This is a genomic window from Reticulibacter mediterranei, assembly GCF_016587455.1.
Window position 1 is genome coordinate 5084929 of sequence record NZ_BNJK01000001.1, and the last position, 19836, is coordinate 5104764.

The following is a 19836-nucleotide window of genomic DNA, read 5'->3' on the forward strand; positions in this document are numbered from 1 at the left end:
ACATACTTTGTTTAAACGACTGTAACTTACTTTTTGTGATTTGTCAAGTATCATGCTCTCGTTTTACTGAGGACCGGCAAAATTGATCGATATAGTTTTTTGCTGACTGCGCACGCGTTTGCCCTGGCGGATCTGCTGGGCGGCCTGACGATCTTTTTGTGCCTCAACTTTAATCATCGGAAACGCTCGATGAAATTGTATGCTAAAATCGTTGGCTTTCTGTTCCGAAAGCGTGGCCCGCTGCTCATACGAGCGAGCAAAGATATCGCGCTTGACATCATCGCTGGCATCTATCAAAAGCAGATAGGCGAGCGTGAAATCGGGCTTCCCCTGCTCCGCATAGGCGTCTGCACAGATCAACGCATCAGCCCCCTGCTCTAATTGCTGGCGTGCGAGGTCCAGAAAAACATCTTTCAGCATTTTACTGTAAAGATCTGAAAATGAATTGGACATGGTGTGCTCCTGAAAAGACGAACGGATAAAATCAATTAGTACAATATATTATATAACTGCTGTGAAGGAGGGTTGCTGAGCTATGAATGAAGGGGAAATGATGAGAAGACAGAGGTTGTTGGGTCTCCCGTAGCGACAATGGGTGGTTGGGAGGTCTTGGTGGGGGCCTTGCGCTTGTCGCTCTCCCCAGGCTGTTTCATCGCCCCTGACATGCCGCGGGAGGGAGAGAAACCATGCGGGGCGAGAGCGACAAGCGCAAGGCCCCCACAGCCCCTCCACACCACCCCTTGTCGCTACGGATGGAGAGGGAGACCCTCTCTTCCCTGCATCTTTGCCAGATGTACCAATTATCATGCACCTATGACAGCTTAGGTGATTACTTCCATAAATTGTTAAGATTCATGAGCGCTACTTCGTATCGTACAGATAAACGCGTACGGTGCGCGTCTCGAATTGATCGGTACGGTGATAGTGGCTGTCTAACCAGCGCTGGGCGGCGTCGAAGCGGGCCGCTGCTGCGTCGTCGCGTATACGACCGACGATAAAGATGATGTGGGCATGTTTCGCGCCGAAGCTTGCCAGGACCGTTGGGTCAACGGCGGCATCGGGATTGGCCGACTCAAAGGTTTGCCACGAGAAGGGGCCGGGGGAGTCGCTGGTAAAGTGAGCGGCGCTCGGATAGGCTTGCAGATAATATTCAACCGTGACCTGACAACCCTGTTGCAGGCTGTTATCGTAACAGACCAGTCCGTCGCCCTCGCGATAGTGCTGTTGCACCCAGCTTGTCGCCACATTCCAATCTTCTACCTGGGCGCTTCGATAATAGAGCGGAACAGGCGTGAGCGCAATGGCGATAACTCCCAGCGCCAGAATGACGCGCACGAGACGCCAGCGCAGCAGGCTGATCCCCAGCACCATCAGCAAACAGAGCGGCGGCACAATCGTTACCAGATAGCGATCTGAAAAGAGCCGCAACGAACTGTGTGAGACGGCATAGCTCACCACAATCGGGATCACCAGCCAACAGAGCAGCGACCAGGCAATCTCCAGGCTGGTAAGTTTTTGGGTAAGCTTTTGCGCTTGAATATCGCTTCTCATCAACACCCTGAGCTTTGGCAAGAGGCGACGCGAGACTACTACAGCGATGCTCAGAGCGATACAGGCGATGAGAGCAACCAGATAGATTGTGTGATAGCCGCCAAGAATGAGGAAGAGGCCGACCAACTCCTGGCGATGAGGAATCGGCAACCAGCCCGTCTTCGCTCCCTGAAGCGACACCAGCAGCATCGGAATGATCAGGATTGCGACCGCCACAAGACAGATCACAAGAGCTTTGAAATGGACGAGCGCTCCTGCCCGTCTTTGTTTGGAAGCAAGCAATATGCCTGTCACAGCTACCAGTTGCGCGATCAGAATCAGCCCACTAAAGATGTGGGTGTAGATTGCCAGCACCGTCGCGATGGTATAGCAGATCCACCAGCGCCGTGTGTGGGTTGTGCTGGTCAGAGCGGAGAAAAGCGCATACCAGGCAAGGCAGGTAAGCAATAGTTGCAGGCTATAGGCCCGCGTTTGTTGTGCATAGATCAGTTGCAGATAGTTGAGCAGGTAGAGTGTGGCACCGACGACGCCAGCAGTCGTGTTCAGAAAGCGCTGTCCCCACAGGAAGACGACGCCCACGCTCAGAGCCGCGAAAATGGCCGAGGGGAGCCGTACCACAAACTCTGTTGCATGCAGGCCGAAGAGAGAAGTCAGACCGAGCCAGAAATGCAGGAAGAGGTAGTATAGCTCCATATTTGGCTCAAGGTCGAAGATGATATGCCAGAGCAGAGGGAGTGGTTGACGCGCTAGTTCGACGGAAAACGCCTCGTCAAACCAGATGCTCGGCGCTCCCAGCCGATAGAGATTGAACCCCAAAGCAATCACGCACAACACTACGCCCAGGAGCAAGCGCTGTGGCACACGTTGCGCAATATGTTGAAATAATGTTTGCGAGGTGTGTGTTGTTATATTGGTCGATCCATGTTGCTCGACATCCCTGCTGGCCTGAGTCACTCTGAGGGTCTCCTCTCCACGCTTGCGACTTGTTATTGTTGCTGGCCTGCTGCCAGATGTTCTCCCTGTTCTTCGCGATGCCATTTCAGAGCATAGACAAACAACTCGCGAAAGGCTCGTGTAATGACGGAAAGCTTCGCGCCAGTCGCCTCTCCGCCGAGCCGGGGCAGGTGATGGACGCCGACTTCGGTATAGGTGTAACCAGCGCGTTTGAACTTATAGATGATCTCGGTATTGATCATCGCGCCGCGCGTCTCCAGTTTGTGTTCGCGGAAGAAGCGCGCACGATAGAGCTTGAAGGCGCAATCGACATCGCGCACGCGCAGTTTGAAGATGAGGCTAACAACCATCTTCCAGCCCCAGGCGTTTAGTTTGCGCGTCCATGCATCCTGCCGATTGATGCGATATCCTAGCACGCCATCGTATTGATCGATCAGGGGAAAGAAGCGTTCCAGATCGTGGATATCAAACTGGCCATCCGAGTCCATGAAAAAGACCAGATCTTTGGTGATGGCCTCAAAGCCGCTGACCAGCGCCGCGCCATAGCCTTGATTGATCTCGTGATGGATGACGCGCACAGAGGGCGTTGCGCTGGCAATCTCCTCTAGAATGGTTCCCGTGCGATCTCGGCTCCCATCATTGACGACGATGATCTCAAAATCCGGCGTCCATCGTGACACCGCTGCGACCGCCGATTGCACCGTCTCGGCAATTGCCACCTCTTCGTTATGGGCTGGCATGACAACGGAGAGACTATATTTTATGCTACTCATAATTTTTATCTATCTTGTCCGTATTCCCCAGATGATGTGTGTACTGGTATTCTTCGGGGAAGATCTTCCTGATTCACAGCGTATTGTAGAGATTGTACACCCTGATCTTTATCAGCGATCTCTTGTATGCCTCCGAATAGTGTACCACTGCAAGGACGCGCTGGCTATCGTTTTTGTTCCCGACTGCAATCATAACTGCGGTGAGAGGCGAAGGAACTGTAAATTGTCTGCACGAAAAAACACGTTGAGTCACGATTAATAAGACGAAGCTTCTGTACGCCTGTAACTGGCTCAACCAGATATGCTACCGGCCCGGGGAGCGCCTGGACAGGGCTTTCCAGTTCTCCGCTCAAAGGGGTGCAGGGTCTCCCTGCCGGGGTCTGGGGCGTCCCCAGTTTCCTTCCCCCCTTCGCGCGCCGCCGCAGGAGGCGCGCAAAAGAGAAGAAAAAAGGTTTTTGCGGGGACACCCCGCACCCCGGCAGAGGGCTGCCGCCCTCTGCACTCCCGCTAGATGGGAGAATTGGAAATCCCTGGCGGCAGGAAGCCCTGAGCGCCTGGAGAAAAGGTCTGCATAATGGCGAAGAATCTGCTATAATAGCGGCATTCGTTGTGCGTGGAGGGAAGAAGGACTGACTTATGCCAGAACAATACAAATCGCTACAAGGCTTTCGAGACATTTTGCCTGAAGATCAACCTTACTGGCGCTATGTGGAGAAGGCAGCGGCAGAGGTTGCGCAGCTATATGGCTATCGGCGCATCGAGACGCCGCTGTTGGAAGAGACATCGCTGTTCAGGCGCACATCCGGTGAGGGCACGGATATCGTCGATAAAGAGATGTATAGCTTCGATGATCGCGCCGATAAAGAAGGGCATCGGCTTAATCTGTCGCTGCGACCTGAAGGTACTGCTGGCGTGGTGCGTGCTTATCTAGAGCATGGCATGTTCAAGCTGCCGCAGCCGGTCAAGCTCTATTATCTGGGCGAGGCCATGTTTCGTCGCGACAAGCCGCAGGCCGGGCGCTATCGTGAGCACCACCAGTTCGGTTGCGAGGCGCTCGGTGAGGAAGATCCCGCAGTTGATGCTGAGATGATCGGCCTGCTCTACCAAGTCTATACAACACTCGGACTGAAAGATATCCAGGTCTACATCAATAGCATTGGTGATGGCAACTGCCGTCCGCAGTATATCGAGATCCTGAAGGACTATTATCGCCCTCTGCTCGACAGCTGTTGTGATGATTGCCAGGTGCGCTTCCACAAGAATCCGCTCCGGCTGCTCGATTGTAAGGAGCCACAGGATCAGGCCAAGATTGCTAACGCGCCGAAGATCAGCGACCATCTCTGTGAGCCATGTCGGGAGCATTTTGCGGCAGTCCAGACCTTCCTCAAAGCCTACGAGGTGCCGTTTAGCGTTGATCCACTGATCGTGCGCGGCCTGGACTACTACACGCGCACCGTCTTCGAGTTCACCTCGACTCGCGATAAGCTCGCCCTGAATGGCGGCGGGCGTTACGACGGCCTGGCCGAAATTCTGGGTGGGCAGCACACACCGGGCATTGGCTTTGGTGCCGGGATTGAGCGTATCATTCAGGAGCTAAAGCGCCAGGGGATCACGCCGCCCGAAGAGCTGCGTCCACGTGCCTTCGTTGCCTACTTTGATCGCACACCCGAGGGCAAAAACGCGGCGGTGCAGCTTGTCGCCGAATTGCGATTGGCCGGGATCAAGACCGAGATGAGCTATGGGGATCGTAGCCCCAAAGCGCAGATGAAGCGAGCCAATGGTTCCGGGGCCGACTATGCAGTGCTGCTGAAAAGCGAGGAGCTGGCCGAAGGTCTCGTTACCGTCAAAGATCTGCAAGCCGCAGGAACCGATATCGATAGCAAGCAGGTACAGGTCAAACGCGATGAACTGATCGCGTACTTGCAGCAATAAGAGATCAGCTTATAAAAAGGACATGATTGTGTGAGGGCAGATGCAGCCTCGGCTGCATCTGCCCTCACACAATCATGTCCTTCATTTTGTCTATTGATCGGGCTTCTTCTCTTCTTCGTCCTCTTCTTCGGTAATGTTATATGGCGGCACCTCAATAGGCACGCGATAACTCCCAGCATTATTGTTAGTTGGGGGCGTGGGAGCCATCAGGTCGGTTGTGATGGCCTTCACCAGCCGCTCGATACGATCCCAACGAGCAGGGAAACGTTCGGCGTAGAACTTCTCGCGCCCTTCACTATCGTAGACGTAGAAGACATAATCCTGACCATTGACGCGATAATGAACTTTCGTATACGGCATGCGTACCAGCTCAACCACTTGCAGCGTTGCACGCGAGACCGTTTGCTGATCGATCCCAGGTTTCTCGGGCACCTGACTTTCGCCGTTTACGAGTTCTACCGTAGCACGCCAGATATCGGGCAGCACGTTATCTGGAGGCGCATCTGCATACAGCGGTTCGTTGACCTCGGCGTTATAGACCAGATCGCCGTTTGCTTTGAGCAATTGCTGCGTGGGGATGGGGCTTTCGCCAATCACGCGTGTTTGTGAGCGTAGTTCAAAGCGGCGCAGGATCTCACGGTGGCGAACAACCTTCCCGGTGCCTGCGCAGTTATTGCAGAGCGACATCTTGGCACCTTCGCAGGTGCTACACATGCGCTTGCCGTTGCCGCAGGTACATGGCACCTCGCCCTTGACGCAATCGGGGCAGGGAACCGTCGCGCCTTTGGTGGCTGGATCGGTGTCGATAGGATTGGGGATCGGCACGCCCTGCTGACGAATATTCTCAAAAACGTCCGCAACCTTGCCGCCAACCGAAGAGGTGATATTCTCCGCTTGCTTCTTGAAGAATGGTTTCTTCTCTGATGGCACCCAGTCTGCCACATAGCCACGCCCACGACAGGTGTTGCATTTCTTCTTGGTGCGTCCTTTGCAATCGGGGCAGACAACCCAGCCGCGCCCGTTACAGATGGCGCATAGTACATGCCCGGTGCCGTTACAGACCGAACAACCGACGATCTCGTCCATTTTTTCCAGGCGCGTGCGCGCCTGTGGCGGCTTGAGACCTACGACGGGAGACAGTTCGTAGTCCCACACCGGCAACAACGGCTGCGGCATGCCAACCTGCCGACCTGCATATGGTTCGGTGACGATCTCCATTGAGCGCGTTTCCCAACGCGTTTCCGTCGATGCCACCCATACCTCGTCAGTACTCCACGAGACAAGATCCATATAGTTGCCCAGATCGCGGGTGACGCGCCAGTTCTCCGTACTCCATATGTTCGCAAGCTGGCGAATGCGCTGCTCTTCAACGCTGCTCGCCTGCTGGGGAGTGGCTGGCGTCTGGGCCTGCTGCCAGTAGGTGCTGGCCTTGTCAACGACCTGTTTGATGCGCTGCTGTGCTTCGGTGGCACCCTGCACAACGACGCGTCTGATATCTTCTATGCGTTTATCTAGATTATCTTGATTCATATTTGGATCAGGTTGCCCTTCGCCTTTATAATAGGGCTGGTCCTGCCCGTACTCGTCGCTCATGGCTTTGATGCCTCCCAGTTCTCGTTCTCTGTATAATATTTGCACGCCTTGCCCCGTTGCAAGAGCAGCACCATGTATGTTTACTTCATATACGTGTTACGTAGAAGTGGGTTGTAGATGTCGGGATGCTAGTAAGCTCACAGTAGAGGTACAATAGCTTCCTGGGCAGGTACACCTGTAACCTCTGCGTCATGTTCAAAAATCAGCAGATTCACCTCGCTACGTATTCCGAAGGCTGGCAGATAGATGCCCGGCTCAATGGAGCAGCAGGTATGCTCCAGCAGGGCACGCGCATCCTGTGTCTCGTAATTGTCGATATTGGCTCCGTTGCCGTGATCGGTTGTGTAGATACTATGGCCGGTACGATGGACAAAGTTATCGCCATAGCCCGCCTTTGCAATCACCGCTCGCGTCACATCATCCACTTCGCGTCCCTCCACGCGCTTGCCAGCCGCCAGTCGTTCGCGAATAAAGGCGATGCCCGTATCGCGTGCCTTGCGCACGATTTCAAACACCTCACGCTGACGGAGCGGGATCTCGTCCGCTGTGCCTGCGAAGGCCATCCAGGTGTAATCGGCATAGATCGCATCTGGCTGTGGGAGCCTGGCCCAGAAGTCGAAAAGGATGAGATCGCCACGCTGGATTGGCTGCGAAAGCGTGAGACTCGGCGCATAGTGTGGATTGCTGGCATTGCCGTTCACTCCAACGATTGGTGGTTCGGTTGCCTGCAATCCAGCATTTTCGATTAGAGCGAGAAAGCGTTGCTGCACATGATACTCGTCCAATGCTATCCCATTGCGCAGATCGTTGCTCAGTTCGGCAAAAAGCTGATCTTTGGCAGAGATCAAGCGCCGTCCCGCCTCGCGGTGCTCCTCTGTTTGCTTGTCGCTCAACTGAGCAACGAAACGCTGCGAGAGATCGGCTGAGCTGACGACTTCTACCCCACATTGTCGCACCAGTTCGAGTGTGCCTGCATCGACTCGCGCGCTGTAGGGGATGGCGTTCATTGGCGAATATTCCATTGCGACGCGTGTATCGGGCGTGAGTATTGTTGCGAGATGCGCCTGCATCTCTTGCCACGTCCGAAAGACGAAGCGCTGTCCAGGAAGCGCCTGTAACACGTGAGGTTCAACGGCGCTTACAAGCGCGCTCGGTCCTCCCTGTGCTGGTACAAAGTAGAACCAGCGGCGGGTATACATCTCTTCAGCCGGGAGTTCTAGAACCTGATAGGCGATGGGATTGGACTTGCGAAAATCGTAAAAGAGCCAGCCATCAAGCTTTTCATGTTGTAATGCTTGTTGTACGCGTTCTATATCCATTGTTTAATCCTCTCACAACTGAGACGAAATATGATTTTATTGTATCACCCAGATCGCTGCACAATCCTGCAATCAGCTCACCATGCAAAATATTTCAGGATGTGAGACGAGGCACATCCTTTTGGGCATTTTTTTTGTATACTATTCCTATGGACTTCTAAGAATTTGATGGGGCCGGTCTTTTGCATGTGGCGGAGCATGATAATGATCTATTGAACAGAAAATCAGCATATACTGAGTGTCTGCGTTTACATTATGGTTTCCGTGAAACAATTATTGCTATAGCCATGAGGGAGACCGAACATGGATGAGAAACCAACAATTAGGATAGCGCAACAATCTGGCAAAAAATCCCGGCAATTTGTACAGGGCTATAGGTCGCGCAGTGTAGAGGATGTGCCCACGGCTCCCATGCCGTCACAAAAGCGGCGCAAAAAGCGCCGCCTTCATCCGGTGCTGCTTGCACTCATCGTTTTTCTTTTGCTTATTACCAGCGGTGGTGGTGTGCTGGCGTATGTGTACTATACGCGCGTGCATGAGCCACTGAATCAATTTATTCGCCCAGTCTCCCGCGACAAGAACGAAAACTCTTCCGACACCAGTTACAGCAGCATTAATGGACGTGCCTGGAATATTTTGTTGATGGGCAGTGATAACGATGGCAAGTATAATTTTCCGGCTATGTTAACGCAGGTGATGATGGTCGTTCACGTGGACCCAGTGAATAACAAAGTCTCGATGGTCTCGATCCCCCGTGATTCCTGGGTCTGGGTGCCGGAGGTTGGCGGTATGCACAAGGTCTCGCAGGCATTTTTTCTGGGTGCCAACCGCTCGAATACCTTTGAGGATGGTGTTCGCCTTGCACGCCTGACGGTCGAGAAAGACTATGGGATCAGCATTGATCGTTATGCCTGGGTTGGTCTGGACGGTTTTGCGAAGGTGATCGATACGTTGGGGGGAGTGGATATTGATGTGACGCACCCGATGGTCGATGATACCTATCCTGATGATGTCGGTAAAACTGCCGATCCCAATAATCCCTTCGGCTACACACGCCTCTATATCGCCCCTGGTCCACAGCATTTAAGCGGTCACGAAGCGTTGGAATATGTGCGCACGCGCCATGCCGATCTGATTGGCGATATCGGACGCACGCAGCGCCAACAGCAGGTGTTGCAAGCGCTCAAGCAGAAGTTGACTGTGAAAGGGGTAGTGGAGAATATGCCGCAACTCTTCAAAGACCTGCAAGGCGAGGTCTATACTGATCTCAGCGAGCAGGAGATGCTCGATTTCGCCAATTTCGGGCGTACGCTCAGTGCAGGTTCTATCCTGCAAGTCACGCTGGGACCGGGCGAAGGCGAGCAGAATTATGGCCAGTATTCCACCGTCTACGATCCCTCGACCAATTCGCAGCAGGATGTGATCATTCCCGATTGCACGACGATTCAGCCAGCCATCAATCGCATCTTTACTCCTCCGCTCTTCGCTGCCACCTGCAATGTTACTGGTCCGTGATAAGCAATGTACTCAAGCGGTCGTAGTCGAGCGATAATGAAAAATTCCGTTCAAAATCGGTAATCTCTTTCGTAGTTTCCCGATTTATCGGGAAGGCGTCACCAGCCTGGACGGAAGTGGCGCCCCCTCCCGATAAATCGGGAAACTACGAAAGAGATTCCTGGTTTGTTTCGTAAATCTATACGCCGCGAATCATCAGAATAGCGAGGGTGAGAGCAATATTCAGGAAGGAACCGGCGAGAACCTGACCGAGCGTGTGGCGGCGCAGGACGACGCGGGACCAGCCAACAAGCACCACTAGCAGGAAAGTGAATAGCATGGCAGAGCCGTAGAGTGCAGTGAGAAAGGTTGCTGCCCCTGCTAGCGACGAGGCGTGAATGCTGATCTTCCACCAGAGTGTAATTATCATCATAACGATGCCGCCAATGACGGTGATCAGCAGGATAGTTTGCAAGTTCTTGGGACCATTCGTCAACGCCATAATGATGAAACCGGCAAATGCCGAGATGATGCCGAAGAGAAAGGGGCCGGAGCGCTGCGAACGATTGCTGACATCCACATCGGTAAACTTGCCCCGCCACACGCCAACCAGAATGTAGAGCATTGGGCCAATGCTGAGAAAGAAGAGCGTCAGGCCGGTATACTCGGCTACTGTCAACTGATTAGATTGATGGTAGAAGGCAACCAGCAGAACAGCCGGTAACGAAACGACAAACGGGGAAAGAATGGCTGAAATATAACGCGCGATATGTATATATAAAGGTTTGGATGTAGTAGGCGGCGCAATTGGTGGCTCGCCCTCCTGTAAAGCTATTGGATCTGGCATATGGCTCCTTAAATATAATAATGTTGTGTAATCGATAAAACGGATTATTCCTCTTTTTGAGAAGCAACAACCGAATAGCCAAGTATCGCGCTGGCGACATCGCTGAAATGTTTGGCATCCCCGCTGCACCAGACCTGGAGGTTGCCCTGTTGTGCTCGACCGTGAGATGGATGCAATACATTTTCGGCCAGCAGGATAGAGTGGGTGCGGCGTGCGATGGCAGCTGCGCTATCAATGACCTGGACACGCTCACCAACAACATGTTCGATAGCGGCGCGCATGGCCGGGAAGTGTGTGCAACCCAGCACCAGCACATCGATATCCTGATCTGTCAGGGGAGCCAGCACCGTGCGTAGCGTTTGTTCTACTGCCGGTCCTGCCAGTTCGCCTCGCTCTACAAGTGTCACCAGCGCGGAACAACCAGCTGTGTAAGCCTGAATATCCCCGGCGAAATCGGCGATCAATTGACGCAGATAAGCCGAACGTGCCGCCTGATCGGTTGCCGCAATACCGATGCGACCATTTTTCGTCATACGAGCAGCCGGTTTGACCGCTGGCACGACGCCAACGATGGGGAGGGAGAACGTTGCGCGCACCGCCTGTAACGCGGCTTGCGAGGCAGTGTTGCAGGCAACGACGATCAATTTGACTCCCTGCTCTACCAGCAGGCGACAGGCATCTACCGTGAGCGCCGTAATATCGGTCTCCGTGCGCTTGCCATAGGGACAGTGCTCTGTGTCGCCGAAGTAGATATAGTCTTCCTGCGGTAGCTCCTGGCGCAGAGCGGAGAGAATAGTGAGTCCACCTGCCCCCGAGTCAAAGACCCCGATGGGGGCAAGTGGACGTGCTTTGCTCGTATCAAGATGAGGGTTGCGATCAAAGAGATTGCGGTGAGTTTCAGCTTTTGGGGCTGAAGGTGCCTCTGCTATCTCCTGATCTGGTACGTTCCTGTCTTGTAAGCTCTTGTCTCGCATTGCAACCTGTCTACTCTATACTACGAAATTCCCGCTGTTCGCCGAAGACGCGCCGCATCGTATCGCTGATTTCGCCCAGCGTTGCGTATGCCTCGACCGCCTCGATAATCAGCGGCACCAGATTGGCCGTGCCAGTGGCCCCTTCTTCAAGCGCCTGAAGCTTCTGCTGAACCAGCGCATTGTCGCGGCGCTCGCGCAGAGTTGCTAAACGAGCGACCTGACGCTGACTTACGGCGGGATCAACGCGCAAAAGGATCGGGCGTTCCTCCTGCTCAGTAATAAAACGATTGACTCCGACCACAATTGCAGACTGCTTTTCCAGAGCAAGCTGGTAGTTATACGCGGCCTGCTCAATCTCTGCCTGCATAAAGCCGCGCTCAATGGCATGCACGCTGCCGCCCAGGTCGTCGATCTTGTGAATATACTCCCACGCGCGTTGCTCGATCTGGTTGGTCAAATACTCGACATAATACGAGCCAGCCAGGGGATCGACGACCTCGGCCACCCCGGTCTCGTATGCCAGAATTTGTTGGGTGCGCAGGGCGACACGCGCCGCATCCTCGGTTGGCAAAGAGAGCGCTTCATCTTTCGAGTTGGTGTGCAGCGATTGCGTGCCGCCCAGCACCGCGGAGAGTGCCTGATATGCGGTGCGCACGATATTATTGTCTGGTTGCTGTGCGGTCAGCGTTGAGCCAGCCGTCTGGGTATGGAAGCGCAACATCAGCGAGCGCGGGTCTTGAGCGGAAAAGCGTTCGCGCATAATATGTGCCCACATGCGACGTGCGGCGCGAAATTTGGCGACTTCCTCAAACAGGTTGTTATGACTGTTGAAGAAAAACGACAGTTGACCTGCGAAACGATCGACGTTCAGGCCCGCATCAAGTGCTGCCTGTACATAGCTGATCGCGTTCGAGAGCGTAAACGCTATCTCCTGCACCGCCGTTGCTCCGGCCTCGCGGATATGGTAGCCGCTGATACTGATGGTGTTCCAGCGCGGCAACTGCTCGGCGCAGTAGCGAAAAATATCGGTAATAATGCGCATCGAGTGCTGCGGAGGATAAATATAGGTGCCGCGTGCGATATACTCTTTCAGCACATCATTTTGCACCGTCCCGGATATCTTACGTACCTCCGCGCCCTGCTTTTTGGCGACGGCAATATAGAGGGAAAGCAGAATGATGGCCGTTGCATTGATCGTCATCGAGGTGCTGATACTTTCGAGCGGCAAGCCCTGGAGCAGTGTCTCCATATCTTCCAGGCTGGAGATCGAGACGCCGACCTTGCCCACTTCGCCCACTGACAGCGGATGATCCGCATCGTAGCCCATCTGGGTTGGCAGATCAAAGGCGACGGAGAGGCCAGTTGTGCCCTGCGAGAGCAAGAAATGGTAGCGGCGATTGGATTCTTCTGCTGTGCCAAAGCCTGCATACTGGCGCATGGTCCAGAGGCGCGAGCGATACATGCCCGGATGGATGCCACGAGTATAGGGAAACTCGCCGGGAAAGCCGAGCCGTTCTTGAGCATCAAAATCGTGCTGGTCTTCTTCACTGAGTAGCGGGGGAACATCGATGTTCGAGCTGGTCACAAATGACGGTTGCCGCTCAGCGGTCTTCTCGCGAGCGTTCCGCAGGGTTGTGTTGCGCCATTCTTCGGCGCTTTTGCTCATATGCTGGTCCATGAGCCACGCCTCCTTCAATCGCATTATAACATAGTCGAGAAGACGCTATAGTCCTTTCAGGACCGCTATGAGAAGCCTGTAGGTGAAGATTGACGATAGCCCGTTTTCTCTGTTACTATTGCTTTATGAGTCCTTTCAAGATTTTGAACCAATCGACGCTGACACCAGGATGGATGATCCATCGCAACCGCAATCGCGGTGCGAACTTCTTTGCCGCGTAAGCCTGGCATCGCTGGCTTGCGTGGCTCAACATGGTGCCACCTTCTCATGTAACCTCCAGTTATAAACGATGAGGTTCTTTTCAGGCGAGCCATGTTTTCTCCCTTCTTCTGCTTTTGCCGGGTGAATGATCAGATCCCCTTGCATCTGCATGCCCGGCATCCTTACATAGCGTTGTGCTACTGCCCATCGAGAGGTCTGATTCCATTCCCCTGCTCACGTTATGAAAGGATAGATCTATGTCAACACTTCCCGATGCAGCACACAAGCAAGAACGCAAACTCCCCGTATCGTTGTGGCGACAACGCGATTATCTGCTGTTCTGGAGTGGTCAGACCATTTCCAGCATTGGAGGCAATATCTCGCTGGTTGCTTTTCCATTGTTATTGCTGACCGTTACTGGTTCGCCTCTGGCGGCCGGCATTGCCGGGATGTTGCGCCGACTTCCCAATCTGCTCTATCTGGTGGCTGGCGCGCTGGTGGATCGCTGGAACCGCAAGTACGTGATGCTTGTTTGTGATATCGGGCGCGCGTTCAGCTTGTTCAGCATTCCGCTCGCTCTACTACTGGGACATCTCACAGTATGGCAACTCTACATCAATGCGTTGATAGAGGGGACGCTGCTGGTCTTCTTCAGCATCGCGCACGCCTCCAGCCTGGGGCAAGTCGTTATGAAAGAGCAGCTACCGCAGGCGATGGCTCAGGAAGAGGTAGTCGAGGGTGTAACCAATCTGTTGGGACCAGGATTGGCTGGACCGCTGTTTGCGCTGGCTCAAATGCTGCCGTTTGTGGCCGATGCCATTTCCTATGCAGCCTCTATCCTGACTCTTCTCTTGATCCGCACCCCATTTCAAACTCCATGCGTCCAGCAACGCCGCCGTCTGTTGGTAGAGATACGCGAGGGCATGGTCTGGATGTGGCGGCAGCCTGTGATTCGTATGATGAATCTGACAAACGTTGCGGCGGCGCTCGTGACTCCTGGTAGTACGCTGGTGGTGATCGTGGTTGCCCAGCAGCATGGAGCCTCAGATGCTATCATTGGCTTGATTTTTGCCTGTGGCGGCGTTGGCGCAATTCTTGGCTCGCTCCTGGCTCCGCTCACACAGCGCTTTCTCACGGTCGGATGGGCGATTGTGCTGGTACGCTGGCTGTTTGCACTACTTTGGCCCTGCTATGCGCTGGTTGGACAGCCGTTGTTGCTGGGTGCAGTTGAGTTTGGCATAGGCTTTGCCGATCCCCTTGAGGACGTGCCGTACTTTAGTTATCGTCTGTCCATAATCCCCGATGAGTTGCGCGGTCGTGTCATCAGCGCATGCAGGCTCTTTACTGCCGTGAGCAATCCGTTCGGGCAATTTCTCACTGGTCTGTTGTTGGAGTGGTATGGTGCGACACCAGCCATTCTGTTTGGATGGATCGTAATGCTGCTCGTAGCGCTGGCAATGACACTGTACAAACCTCTACGTACTGCTCGCTATTCCCACACAATGAAATCTAACGCTTTATAAGGACAATCTCCTCCGTTTCGTAGTGGAGCGATTTATCGTGTTGGAGCAGGCACCTCTCACGCTGCTCCAACACGATAAATCGCTCCACTACGAAACGGAGGAATCATCGGGTTCGTTTATAAAGATTTTAGCGGAAGTTGTAGATCATATCTGGTTGCGAACTGATGATAACCTGCACGTCGAAAGGCGTTTGCCATTGGAAAATTTGATACATCGGTGTCGGCGCGAATCGTTGTGAAACCGGCATGATAGAGGTTGGCAGTTCCACTGGCGAGCAGGTCGTTGACATATCCTTTTCCACGAAAGCCTGGAACGATCCCAATATATCCAATCACTGCCATCGAAGGGTTTTTAGTGGGCATCACCAGGCCAACCAGTTCGTTTTGGGGCGTATAGGCCAGTTGCCACCAGGCGGGGTCGTACTCCATGCGCTGGAGATCTTCAAAGAGGTCTCTCGCCTGTTGTTTCGGGCCGTACAACTCTTGATCCTGTTGTGTCCACTGATCGAAAGTCTGAGCCGAGACCTGTTCGATGGCGGCAATAAATGTGTCAGCATCAAGCTCATATAGGGAACGAAAGACCAGTCGTTGTGGTACTGTAGTAGCGCCAATCCCTTGCGGTTGGCGTTCTGCCTTCCATTCAAAGCGCAGGGCATTGCGTACAATCTGGAAGCCCACGTGTTGCAGGAGTGCCAGGCGTTGTTCCGAGAAGAATTGCCACTGCGGTTTCATCGGCGGTTGGTCAAGCACATGTCCGATTTTCTCTATTGGATACGTTTGCCGTGTCTTTTGCAGCGTATCCTTTAGAAGTTGAGTACCAACGGAGAGGAAATCAGCACGTTCCCAGGGTACAGTAAGTAGCACAACGTCTGTTGGTTTTCCAGTGGTGGGCAAGGCCCAGTAAGCAAGCGTACCAATAATTTGTTCGGCTTCTTCGGCAACAAAACACCATTCGAGGCGTATTGAGCCTTGTTGCAGCATTTGTTGCAGATAGTGTTCAACGTCCTGGGCATGAGTATTGCTGCCGCACACTTGCGCAAAAATTGTAATCTCGTGGGAAGCAAGAGGGCGAATAATCACGATAATACTCCTTTAAGTATTTACAAAGAGATCGTTGACATAATGATTTCATGATTATGTACCTCCTTTCTTCATGTGCTGACACCAGCAGCCTGTAAAGATGGATATGTTACCTTACTTATATTGCACTTTCACACTATACATGAAAGTGAGAGCCTGTAGCAAGGCTTTAGCCTGTGTTTCTCTTCTCAAGAAGCTGAGCAACATACTGTCATCCGAGATATAGCTATCTGCTAGCAAACTTGTAATCGAATGGGAACTTTTTATTAGTAATTTATGGGGTGATTCGTTACACTAAGCCTTGCCCTTTGACAGCGTCGAAAAATGTAATACATATAATTCTAGATTCTAAAAAATAGATGTGTGATAGAAACATCTTGCAAGATGTTTCCAGGAGAATGGTTGGGGGAACTGCGATGAGCGATGTGGCACAGCTCAGATTGCAGATCGATCGGGAATATGAGGCCGCATATCAGGGCTTATATGGCCTGGCATCAGGGGCCGCTCGCCATCAGTTTGTTCATTGCAAAATGGAGCGCATAGCCCGTTATTATCAAGAGTTGGCTACCCGCGTTGGTGAGGACGCTGCGGATGAGACGCTATGTATGTTGAACGAGCAATATTATCGGCGCTGGAAACAGAGTGCGCATCATTAAACAGATGTAAGTCTTTCGGTGCTGTCTATTGCTTACTGCTTTCGATGACAACCAGAACCTCGCCCTGGTCAACGGTCTGCCCTTGATGGACGCGCACCTCTTTGACCGTGCCGCTGATCGGTGCTGAAAGATCATTCTCCATCTTCATCGCCTCCAGGATCACCACCGTCTGTCCCGCTTCGACACTTGTTCCCTGCTCTACGGGCGTACCGATTACCAGGCCGGGCATCGGAGCCTGCACCGTCATTTCGCCGCTCTGAACTGCTGTGTGCGCGAGATTTGCCAGCAAGCGTTCTCGCTCATCTTCTACTTTGACCTCAAAGCGTTGTCCTGCAACGAAAATTTCGTAGCTCTGGCTGTCTTTCTGTTCCGGTCGTGTGATGCGGCGAACGAGGATATCGTAGGATTTGCCCGCAAGTAGCAGGCTGTAGCGCCCACCCTGTCCAACGTGTCCTTTGGCGTCAGCTGCCAGAGGAGCAAGGTGTCGCCAATCGATAGCATGTGTGGTTCCGTCTAGCGTGATATGTTGCTGTTGTCCATTTTCTTCTGTATCGACGCGATATGTTTGTTGCTGCACTGTAACAAGAAACGACATTGTACGTTACTCCCTCGCAGTAGTTGGAGATAGTTCTGAAGCCATTGTATCATATGCCGTCTGGTTGGATGAGTGAGCGGAAGGAAGAAATAGCAAATACGGCATGAATTGATAAGAGGTGTGCATCCCTGGTATATTCTAACATTCCTCTAACACTTTTCCTATACGCCTCTAACAATCGCTGTGGCATACTAAGGCCTAGAGGCTGAACAAGGTATAGGCAGCTTGGGATATAAAAGATGGACACAGAGAGTAATCATCCATGTACTGGTAATGGCAATGTTCGCATGTCATCGCCGTCGGGACAAAAGAGACGTTGTGCCAACTGCGATATTGAGATCCTCTGGCCTCCAGTCGTGGTACAGGGCATCACCTATTGCTGCACTGGCTGTGCCGCAGGCGGTCCCTGTAATTGTGACTACTCCCAGTATCGTTCGGTCAATATTGCCGGTGTCATCCACTATGATGTAGAAGAAGGAAATGCCGATGTGTATTCCTCTTCTACATCGGAAGACAGGCCGAAGCAGCAGTAATATCTCTACAACTTGTAAAGGAGCATAGAAAGTGGCAAATATCCGTCCTGTTGGAGATCGCGTGGTTGTAAAGCCTGCGGCGAAAGAAGAAGTTACCAAGAGCGGCATCGTTATTCCTGACACCGCGAAAGAGAAGCCCCAGGAAGGTGTCGTCATTGCAGTTGGCAGTGGTCGTTTGCTAGACAATGGTGAGCGTGCAGCCATCGATGTACACGAGGGAGATCGTGTGTTGTTTGCCAAATACGGCGGCACCGAGTTCAAGCTGGAAGGCGAAGAGTATCTCGTCCTGAAAGAGAGCGACATTCTCGCCATTGTTGGTTAGTCCGTAGGGTGTGTTAACAGGCTTTCATAAGCCTCTGATGATAAACCCTTATGATAGTTGAAGAAGGAAAAAGAGAATCATGGCAAAGCAGCTTGTATTTGATGAGGACGCTCGTCGTTCCTTGAAGAAGGGTATCGATACTCTTGCTGGTGCTGTAAAAACCACGCTTGGCCCCAAAGGTCGTAATGTGGCTCTGGATAAAAAGTTCGGCGCTCCCCAGGTGACTCATGACGGCGTGACCGTCGCCAAAGAGATTCAGCTGGAAGATCCCTTTGAGAATATGGGCGCTCAGTTGTTGAAAGAGGCCGCGACCAAGACCAATGATGTTGCTGGTGATGGCACCACTACCGCAACTGTGCTGGCTCAGTCCATTGTCAACGAAGGTTTGAAGAACCTGGCTGCTGGTGCGAACCCGATGCAGCTGAAATCTGGCATCGACAAAGGGACCGAGGCCGTCGTGGAGTACATTCGCCAGCTGGCAATTCCCGTCGAGAGCAAGAAAGAAATTGCTCAGATCGCCTCTATCTCCGCAGCCGATGAGCAGATTGGCGAGTTGATCGCTGACGTGATGGACAAAGTTGGTAAAGATGGCGTCATCACCGTTGAGGAGTCGCGTGGCGTCAACTTCGAGGTCGAGTATGTCGAAGGTATGCAGATCGACAAAGGCTATATCTCTGCTTACTTCGCAACCAACACCGAGAAGATGGAAGCCTCTCTCGAAAATCCCTACATCCTCATCACCGACAAAAAGATCAGCGCGATTCAGGATATCCTGCCCTTAATTGAGAAGGTTGTTCAGCAGGGTCGCCGCGAGATCGTGATTATTGCCGAGGATGTCGATGGCGAGGCACTGCCAACGCTCGTGGTCAACAAACTGCGCGGTATCCTCAATGTGCTGGCTGTGAAAGCCCCTGGCTTCGGTGATCGCCGCAAAGAGATGCTGCAAGATATCGCAGTTTTGACTGGCGGTCAGGTCATCAGCGAGGATATGGGTCGCCGCCTCGATAGTGCAGGCCTGGAAGATCTTGGTACCGCTCGCCTGGTCGTCTCTCATCGCGATGACACCACAATTATTGAGGGTCATGGCGACGCAGCCGATATCCAGGCTCGCATCCGTCAGATCAAGGCGCAGATGGAAGAGACCACCAGCGATTACGACCGCGAGAAGCTCCAGGAGCGTCTGGCGAAGCTCTCCGGTGGTGTTGCAGTTATCAAAGTTGGTGCTGGTACAGAGGTTGAGCTGAAGTATCGCCAGACCCGCGTTGAGGACGCTCTCTCGGCAACCCGCGCTGGTGTGGAAGAGGGCATGGTCCCGGGCGGTGGCGTCGCTCTGGTGAACGCTATCCAGGCACTCGACAATCTGAACGTGACTGGTGATGCCGCGACCGGCGTCGCGATCCTGCGCCGCGCTCTCGAAGAGCCACTGCGCCAGCTCGCCGTTAACGGTGGTAGAGATGGTTCGGTCGTCGCTGAAGGCGTGCGCCGCGCTCAGAAAGAGCAGAACAGCAACCATATTGGTTACAACGTCCTCACCGACAAGTACATTGATATGGTTGAGGCTGGTATCATCGATCCTGCCAAAGTGACCCGCTCTGCCTTGCAGAACGCGACCAGCATCGCGGCAATGATCCTGACCACCGAGGCTCTGATCACCGATCTCCCCGAAAAGGAGAAGCCAGCAGCTCCGGCAATGCCCGAATACTAGTCGATCAATTAGATCTTCAAACAGCCCATCGTGCCGAAGCGCGATGGGCTGTTTTTAAGGGAAAATTTAGAAATTGGAGAATGGCGTGGGGATCAAGCGTATTCTCT

General features: G+C 53.2%; 18 protein-coding genes. 7 read left to right on the forward strand and 11 right to left on the reverse strand.

Going from position 1 to position 19836, the window contains the following annotated elements; all coding sequences use genetic code 11:
- Nucleotides 1-63: 63 nt before the first annotated feature.
- From K3T83_RS21940 to K3T83_RS21950, 3 genes are all read right to left on the reverse strand, one after another.
- Nucleotides 64-453 (reverse strand): hypothetical protein, encoded by a 390-nt coding sequence (locus K3T83_RS21940; protein WP_220205071.1) that lies wholly within the window; start codon nucleotides 451-453, stop codon nucleotides 64-66.
- Nucleotides 454-861: 408 nt separating this feature from the next.
- Complete coding sequence (locus K3T83_RS21945) at nucleotides 862-2505, reverse strand: glycosyltransferase family 39 protein (protein ID WP_220205072.1); 1644 nt, start codon at nucleotides 2503-2505, stop codon at nucleotides 862-864.
- A gap of 32 nt (nucleotides 2506-2537) precedes the next feature.
- Nucleotides 2538-3278 carry a glycosyltransferase family 2 protein gene (locus K3T83_RS21950; protein ID WP_220205073.1) on the reverse strand — a complete coding sequence of 247 codons (741 nt, stop codon included), beginning with the start codon at nucleotides 3276-3278 and terminating at the stop codon, nucleotides 2538-2540.
- Between the two features lie 636 nt (nucleotides 3279-3914).
- Between K3T83_RS21950 and hisS the strand changes: the two genes are divergently transcribed.
- The gene (gene hisS / locus K3T83_RS21955) at nucleotides 3915-5210 is read left to right on the forward strand and encodes a histidine--tRNA ligase (RefSeq protein ID WP_220205074.1); all 1296 of its coding nucleotides are present in this window, start codon (nucleotides 3915-3917) and stop codon (nucleotides 5208-5210) included.
- A gap of 90 nt (nucleotides 5211-5300) precedes the next feature.
- On the opposite strand, the gene K3T83_RS21960 is transcribed toward hisS, so the two are convergent.
- Together K3T83_RS21960 and K3T83_RS21965 are read right to left on the reverse strand one after the other, a co-directional pair.
- Nucleotides 5301-6848, reverse strand: a complete 1548-nt coding sequence (locus K3T83_RS21960) for a zinc finger-like domain-containing protein (protein ID WP_220205075.1) — start codon at nucleotides 6846-6848, stop codon at nucleotides 5301-5303.
- A gap of 92 nt (nucleotides 6849-6940) precedes the next feature.
- On the reverse strand, nucleotides 6941-8122 hold the full coding sequence (locus K3T83_RS21965; protein WP_220205076.1) for a M24 family metallopeptidase: 1182 nt from the start codon (nucleotides 8120-8122) through the stop codon (nucleotides 6941-6943).
- 303 nt (nucleotides 8123-8425) lie between these two features.
- Between K3T83_RS21965 and K3T83_RS21970 the strand changes: the two genes are divergently transcribed.
- Nucleotides 8426-9637: an LCP family protein gene (locus K3T83_RS21970; RefSeq protein ID WP_220205077.1), complete on the forward strand. Its 1212-nt coding sequence runs from the start codon at nucleotides 8426-8428 to the stop codon at nucleotides 9635-9637.
- A gap of 178 nt (nucleotides 9638-9815) precedes the next feature.
- Here the strand turns inward: K3T83_RS21970 and K3T83_RS21975 are convergent, their stop codons facing one another.
- The 4 genes from K3T83_RS21975 to K3T83_RS21990 form a co-directional block, all read right to left on the reverse strand.
- A complete protein-coding gene (locus tag K3T83_RS21975; RefSeq protein ID WP_220205078.1) occupies nucleotides 9816-10463 on the reverse strand; it encodes a phosphatase PAP2 family protein in 648 nt (215 codons plus the stop codon).
- A gap of 44 nt (nucleotides 10464-10507) precedes the next feature.
- Nucleotides 10508-11437 carry a glutamate racemase gene (murI, locus tag K3T83_RS21980; protein ID WP_220205079.1) on the reverse strand — a complete coding sequence of 310 codons (930 nt, stop codon included), beginning with the start codon at nucleotides 11435-11437 and terminating at the stop codon, nucleotides 10508-10510.
- A 10-nt stretch (nucleotides 11438-11447) separates the two neighbouring features.
- Complete coding sequence (locus K3T83_RS21985; RefSeq protein ID WP_220205080.1) at nucleotides 11448-13115, reverse strand: acyl-CoA mutase large subunit family protein; 1668 nt, start codon at nucleotides 13113-13115, stop codon at nucleotides 11448-11450.
- Between the two features lie 65 nt (nucleotides 13116-13180).
- Nucleotides 13181-13384: a hypothetical protein gene (locus K3T83_RS21990; RefSeq protein ID WP_220205081.1), complete on the reverse strand. Its 204-nt coding sequence runs from the start codon at nucleotides 13382-13384 to the stop codon at nucleotides 13181-13183.
- Nucleotides 13385-13573: 189 nt separating this feature from the next.
- On the opposite strand from K3T83_RS21990, the gene K3T83_RS21995 reads away from it, so the two are divergent.
- On the forward strand, nucleotides 13574-14839 hold the full coding sequence (locus K3T83_RS21995) for an MFS transporter (RefSeq protein ID WP_220205082.1): 1266 nt from the start codon (nucleotides 13574-13576) through the stop codon (nucleotides 14837-14839).
- Nucleotides 14840-14955: 116 nt separating this feature from the next.
- On the opposite strand, the gene K3T83_RS22000 is transcribed toward K3T83_RS21995, so the two are convergent.
- On the reverse strand, nucleotides 14956-15918 hold the full coding sequence (locus K3T83_RS22000; RefSeq protein ID WP_220205083.1) for a GNAT family N-acetyltransferase: 963 nt from the start codon (nucleotides 15916-15918) through the stop codon (nucleotides 14956-14958).
- Between the two features lie 416 nt (nucleotides 15919-16334).
- On the opposite strand from K3T83_RS22000, the gene K3T83_RS22005 reads away from it, so the two are divergent.
- Nucleotides 16335-16574 (forward strand): hypothetical protein, encoded by a 240-nt coding sequence (locus K3T83_RS22005; RefSeq protein WP_220205084.1) that lies wholly within the window; start codon nucleotides 16335-16337, stop codon nucleotides 16572-16574.
- 25 nt (nucleotides 16575-16599) lie between these two features.
- On the opposite strand, the gene K3T83_RS22010 is transcribed toward K3T83_RS22005, so the two are convergent.
- Nucleotides 16600-17169 (reverse strand): biotin/lipoyl-containing protein, encoded by a 570-nt coding sequence (locus tag K3T83_RS22010; protein ID WP_220205085.1) that lies wholly within the window; start codon nucleotides 17167-17169, stop codon nucleotides 16600-16602.
- 239 nt (nucleotides 17170-17408) lie between these two features.
- On the opposite strand from K3T83_RS22010, the gene K3T83_RS22015 reads away from it, so the two are divergent.
- The 3 genes from K3T83_RS22015 (at nucleotide 17409) to groL (ending at nucleotide 19729) form a co-directional block, all read left to right on the forward strand.
- Nucleotides 17409-17702, forward strand: coding sequence for a hypothetical protein (locus K3T83_RS22015; RefSeq protein ID WP_220205086.1), 294 nt, complete (start codon nucleotides 17409-17411; stop codon nucleotides 17700-17702).
- Between the two features lie 31 nt (nucleotides 17703-17733).
- Complete coding sequence (gene groES, locus K3T83_RS22020) at nucleotides 17734-18024, forward strand: co-chaperone GroES (protein WP_220205087.1); 291 nt, start codon at nucleotides 17734-17736, stop codon at nucleotides 18022-18024.
- Nucleotides 18025-18103: 79 nt separating this feature from the next.
- Complete coding sequence (gene groL, locus K3T83_RS22025) at nucleotides 18104-19729, forward strand: chaperonin GroEL (RefSeq protein WP_373324541.1); 1626 nt, start codon at nucleotides 18104-18106, stop codon at nucleotides 19727-19729.
- Nucleotides 19730-19836 lie beyond the last annotated feature (107 nt).